Here is a 5,278-nt window from a genome sequence, read left to right as displayed (position 1 = left end):
AAGGTCGTGGTCTTGCCGCATCCGGATGGACCGAGAATGACGAAGAACGATCCGTGATCCACCGTGAGGTCTATTCCCTTCACGGCGGCAAACGTTCCGAACGTCTTGGCAACGGATTCGAGCCTGATCTCGGCCATGGCGCTAATCCGGAAAGTGGCTGACGATCACGAAACCCAGCGTGCCCACCAGGATCGTAACGAAGGAATAGCTGTACAAGTCCAGCGAGAGCGGCTGCATCAGCATCACGACACCGAGCCCGATCAGTGTCATGGCGACGGTTTCGCACGGGCCGCGGCGCAGCCAGCGTGGAAATTGCAGCACTCGCCCGACCTGCCCGCTCATTTGCGCACCGCCCCGAAGGTGATGCCGCGCAGCAGATGGCGGCGCAGCAGAATGGTGAAGAGCAGGATCGGCAGGAAGAACAGGGTCGTCGCGGCGGCGACGGCCGGCCAATCCTGGCCGCCCTCGCCGATGATGAAAGGAATGAAAGGCGGCATGGTCTGAGCGTCGCCGCTGGTCAACAGCACTGCGAACGCATATTCGTTCCAGGCAAAGATCAGGCAGAAGATTGCAGTCGCGGCGATCCCGGTCGTGGCCTGCGGCAGCACCACCTTGAAGAAGGCCTGCAGACGGGTATAGCCGTCGACCATTGCGGCCTCCTCATATTCGCGCGGGATCTCGTCCATGAATCCCTTCAACAGCCACACCGCGAGCGAGACGTTGACGGCGGTATAGAGCAGGATCATGCCGAGCTTGGTGTCGGTCAGCCCGAGATTGCGGAACATCAGATAGATCGGGATCGCGACCGCGATCGGCGGCATCATCCGGGTCGAGAGGATGAAGAACAGCAGATCGTCGGCGAGCGGCACGCGGAAGCGTGAGAACGCATAGGCTGCGATCGTGCCGAGGCACACCGCAAGGAAGGTCGAGCCGAAGCCGATCACCATCGAGTTGACGAAGCGCGGCACCACCTTCGAAGGGCCGGCGATCACCATGTTGCGCGAACGCACCAGCCGCTCGTACCAGGTTTGCGGTGCCGGCAGACTCGCCAGGAAGTCCGGCGTCTGCCGCGTGCGCGTCGTGAACAGGTTGACATAGCCCTCGAGCGACGGCTCGGAGATGATTTTCGGCGGGTAGGAGATCGCGTCCGTCGGAGTCTTGAAGCCGGTCAGGAAAATCCATGCCAGCGGCAGAATCGTGACGATCGCATAAGCCGAGACGATGATGGCGCCGATCGTCTTGGACAGCGACGACGGCTCGGCCACGGAATGGGCGGTGACGGTGCTCATCGTTGCTTCACCCGATCAAGCGCACGGACGTAGATATTGGCGGCGCCGAACACCGTGACGAACAGGATGATCGCCAGCGCCGACGAATGTCCGGTACGCCATTTCTCGAAGGCCTCGCGTTTCAGGGTGATGGAGGCCACTTCCGTGGTCGAGCCAGGGCCGCCCGAGGTCAGCAGATTGACCATGTCGAACATCTTGAAGTTCTCGATGGCACGGAACAGGATCGCGAGAATCAGAAACGGCATCACCATCGGCAGCGTGATCGACCAGAACTGGCGCCAGGGCGAGGCGCGATCGACCTCGGTGGCCTCGTAGATGTAGTCGGGGATGGAACGCAGACCGGCGAGGCAGATCAGCATCACATAGGGCGTCCACATCCAGGTATCGACCATGATGATGGACCAGGGCGCCAGCGCCACGTCGCCGATCATCTGGAACGAAGAGGGGTCGGCGCCGGTGAAGAACGCGACCGCGCTGTTGAACAGGCCGATCTGCGGCTGCAGCAGAAAGGTCCAGAAATTGCCGACCACCGCTGGCGACAGCATCATCGGCAACAGGATCATCGTGGTCCAGAAGCTGTGGCCGCGGAAGCGCCGGTTGATCAGGAGCGCCAGCCCAAAGCCGAGCAGCATTTCTAGACCGATCGACCACAGCACGAAATGCGCGGTCGCCTGCATGGCATGCCAGACGTCGGCATCGGCGAGAATGTCGCGATAATTATCGAGGCCGATGTATCGGAGCGGCGCGTTCGGGCGATTGGCGCGATAATTGGTGAACGACAGCTGGATGGTCCACAGCAGCGGAAAGATGTTGATCGCGAGCAGGAGCAGCACCGACGGCGTGATGAACAGCCAGGCGATGGCCCGGTCCGACAGACCGCCGAGCCGCGACGCCAGTCGGCGCGGGGTCCGGGCAACGGCCCGTTCGGCTAGCGTGCTCATGGTCATCCTATCGTTCACGGACTACGACTTGGCCGGGGCGGAAGTCTCCCGGCCGAGCCGGGAGACTCGATGAAGGATCAAGGCTAGATCTTACCCTCCTCCTTGAACACCTTCTGCCAATCCTTGACCAGCAGGTCGAGCGCCTCCTGCGCCGTGCCCTTGTCGGCGACGACGTAGTCGTGGACGCGCTTCTGCATGTCGAGCAGCAGCTCGGCATAGGCAGGCTCCGCCCAGAAGTCCTTCACGATATCCATCGACTTCAGAAAGTCGGCCGCAAACGGCGCGCTCTTCGGAAAGCCGGGATCGTTCAGCACCGCCTTGTGGCAGGAGTAACCGCCGAGCGCCCACCATTTCTTCTGGATGTCGGGCTGCGCGAACCATTTGATGTAGGCCAGCGCGTCATCGCGATTGGGCGAATAGGAGACGACCGAGATGCCCTGTCCGCCGAGCTGGGTGTAGTGGTACTTCTCCTTCGGATTGACGAAGAAGCCAATCTTGTCGCCGCCGACATTGGGGTCCTTGTAGAGACCGGGGAAGAACGCGAAGAAGTTCATCTGCATCGCGACCTGTCCGGACTTGAAGGCATCGAGCCCTTCGGACATGTAGGCGTTGCTCATGCCGGGCGCCGTGCAGCACTTGTACAGCGACTTGTAGAACTCGAGCGCCTTGACCGCCTCCGGCGAGTTGACGAAACCCTGCATCTCATAGGGCTTCTTCGGGTTGTCGTATTCGAATCCCCAATCATAGAGCGCGTTGGTCACGCCCATCGTGATGCCCTCGGAGCCGCGCTCGGTGTAGATGTAGGCGCCGTAGACCTTCTTGCCGTCGATCTCGCGGCCCTGGAAGAACTCGGCGATCTCCTTGAGCTGGTCCCAGGTCTCGGGCGGCGCGAGGTCGCGGCCGTATTTCTTCTTGAATTCGGCCTGGATTTCCGGCCTGCCGAACCAATCCTTGCGATAGGTCCAGCCGATCGCGTCGCCCATCGCCGGGAGGGCCCAATAGTTCGGCGTGTTCTTCGGCCATTCCGAATAGCCGACCACGGTCGCGGGCATGAAATCGTCCATCGTGATTCCTTCCTTCTTGAAGAAATCATTCAGCTTGACGTAATGACCGTTCTCCGCGGCACCGCCGATCCACTGGCTGTCGCCGATGATGAGATCGCACAGTTTGCCCTTCGAGTTGAGCTCGTTCAGGAAGCGGTCCGCATAGCTCGTCCAGGGAACGAACTCGTATTTCATGTCGATACCGGTCTTGGCGGTGAAGTCCTTCGAAAGCTCCACCAAGGCGTTGGCCGGATCCCAGGCGGCCCAGCACAACGTCAATTGCTTGGCCGAGGCGGGAGCCTGGCCACCGAGACATGAGGCGACGAGAACCGCCGCCGCCCCCAACGCACGCATCGTTCGGATCATTACAACCTCCCTGTTGTCGCAGGCGATCGCCCGCTTGCCTGCCGGTCACGCTTCGTCGTGCACGCAGATCAGTCCGGCCTTCACTGAAGTCGAAGTCACGGAAACGTTGTTTAGTGTTATTGTTAAGTGAAAAGATTTCACTAAACATCGTCACTGTCAAGAGATGCCACGTCTCGGTCGTCGAGTAAGGCCGTTGCTCCGCTCCGGGAGCTCAATTGAGCGCTTTTCGCGAGAAGAGAGCCGGGACAAGGAATCTGAATTTGTTCAGTAATTCAGCTCGCCGTCTCGCGATGGCGGCCGCCGCGCCACACCGTCAAAAGGATAGAAATTCACGTGAATTTCAAGCACGAAGGGAATGGCAAGTGGATTTATGAAATACCCATCCCGACACGCTCCTTGCGTCATGCCCGGATCCTGCGCGGCATGCGCATGCGCGATCTCGCCGAGGCGGTCGGCTGCGACGAGAGCATGATCTCGAAGATCGAGGCGGGCAAAGTCCTGCCGTCGCTGCCGATGCTGGACAAGCTGGTCACGGCGCTCGATCGCGACATGGCTTCGTTCTTCGGCCTGCCATCGAGGATCACAAGATGATGCAGAAACCGGAGGACCGCCTCAAAGTGACGACCGATGCGTTGCGGGGCGGAACAGGCGTGACCTACGAGCGTTTGGCACCGGTCGCGGCTGGAAACCTGCTGGAAGCCAATATCCACGTCGTCGTTCCTGGCGGCGAGAAGATCGACCTGATCACGCACCAGAGCGAGGCGGTCGGCTACCTGATCGCTGGCGAAATCATTGACGGCTTTCGCAGAAACAGCGGCTCGGGCGTCAGCCGGGCCGGGAAGGTCATGCGCGCTAGACGACCCCCTCCTGGCGCAGGCGTTCCGCTTCATCGGGCTCGACCCCGCACAGGGCTCCAAGCAGCACGTCGGTGTGCTCCCCCAGCAGCGGCGGTCGGCTGACCGCGACGGGTGAATCCGACAGTTTGATCGGGCAGCCGACCGTCTGATAGGTGCCGCGGGTCGGGTAGTCCACGTCGACGATCATCTCGCGCGCCTTGAGATGCGGATCGGCCAGTACCTCGCCGGTGTCCTGGCAGGCGCCGCAGGGAACGCCCGCATCCCCCATCAGGCGCATGACTTCGTGCTTGCCGCGCTGGCGCGTCCACGCCTCGACGATGGCATTGAGTTCGGCCCGATGATCCCAGCGCGCTTCCACGGTTTTGAAGCGCGCGTCCTCGGTCAACTCCGGCTGCCCCAGCACCTTCGCCACTGCCGGCCACATCTGCGGCTGCGCATAGAGGAAGACGTAGTCATTCGGGCCGCCCGGCGCGCAGGGATAGGTCGTGCCGGGCACGTTGCGCCCGAGTTGATTGCCGTTACGTGGCATCGCATGGCCATACCGCTGATGATCGCGCAGGCTCACCCTCACCAGGTTGACGACCGCGTCCTGCATGGACACCTCGACCTGCTGGCCGCGGCCGGTCGCATGGCGTTGCTGCAGCGCGGCCAAAATGCCGATCGCCATGTGCATGCCGGTGCCGGAATCCCCGATCGCCGGATAGATGTAGGTCGGCGGATTTTCCGGGAAGCCGGTGACACTCATCGCCCCGCCCATGGCCTGTGCGATCGGCTCGAAGCTC

7 protein-coding genes are annotated in these 5,278 nt (G+C 61.8%); 1 reads left to right on the top strand and 6 read right to left on the bottom strand.

Going from position 1 to position 5,278, the window contains the following annotated elements; genetic code table 11:
- The 5 genes from JOY90_RS08145 to JOY90_RS08125 form a co-directional block, all read right to left on the bottom strand.
- Positions 1 to 137: ATP-binding cassette domain-containing protein (locus JOY90_RS08145; protein ID WP_367276895.1), on the bottom strand; the 137-nt coding region annotated here is incomplete at its 3' end.
- A 4-nt stretch (positions 138 to 141) separates the two neighbouring features.
- On the bottom strand, positions 142 to 342 hold the full coding sequence (locus JOY90_RS08140; protein WP_291690630.1) for a hypothetical protein: 201 nt from the start codon (positions 340 to 342) through the stop codon (positions 142 to 144).
- Positions 339 to 1,289, bottom strand: a complete 951-nt coding sequence (locus JOY90_RS08135) for a carbohydrate ABC transporter permease (RefSeq protein ID WP_291690629.1) — start codon at positions 1,287 to 1,289, stop codon at positions 339 to 341. Before JOY90_RS08135 ends, JOY90_RS08140 begins: the two co-directional genes overlap by 4 nt.
- On the bottom strand, positions 1,286 to 2,230 hold the full coding sequence (locus tag JOY90_RS08130; RefSeq protein WP_291690628.1) for a carbohydrate ABC transporter permease: 945 nt from the start codon (positions 2,228 to 2,230) through the stop codon (positions 1,286 to 1,288). The genes JOY90_RS08135 and JOY90_RS08130 overlap by 4 nt, the downstream gene beginning before the upstream one ends.
- Positions 2,231 to 2,313: 83 nt before the next feature.
- On the bottom strand, positions 2,314 to 3,639 hold the full coding sequence (locus JOY90_RS08125; RefSeq protein ID WP_291690627.1) for an ABC transporter substrate-binding protein: 1,326 nt from the start codon (positions 3,637 to 3,639) through the stop codon (positions 2,314 to 2,316).
- Between the two features lie 396 nt (positions 3,640 to 4,035).
- On the opposite strand from JOY90_RS08125, the gene JOY90_RS08120 reads away from it, so the two are divergent.
- A complete protein-coding gene (locus tag JOY90_RS08120; RefSeq protein ID WP_291690626.1) occupies positions 4,036 to 4,230 on the top strand; it encodes a helix-turn-helix domain-containing protein in 195 nt (64 codons plus the stop codon).
- A 261-nt stretch (positions 4,231 to 4,491) separates the two neighbouring features.
- On the opposite strand, the gene JOY90_RS08115 is transcribed toward JOY90_RS08120, so the two are convergent.
- Positions 4,492 to 5,278: CoA transferase (locus JOY90_RS08115; RefSeq protein ID WP_291690625.1), on the bottom strand; the 787-nt coding region annotated here is incomplete at its 5' end.

It is taken from the genome of Bradyrhizobium sp. (assembly GCF_019242285.1).
Taxonomy (GTDB): domain Bacteria; phylum Pseudomonadota; class Alphaproteobacteria; order Rhizobiales; family Xanthobacteraceae; genus Bradyrhizobium.
The sequence above is the reverse complement of the archived record's forward strand: the minus strand, read 5'-3'. Positions and strand labels throughout refer to the sequence as shown.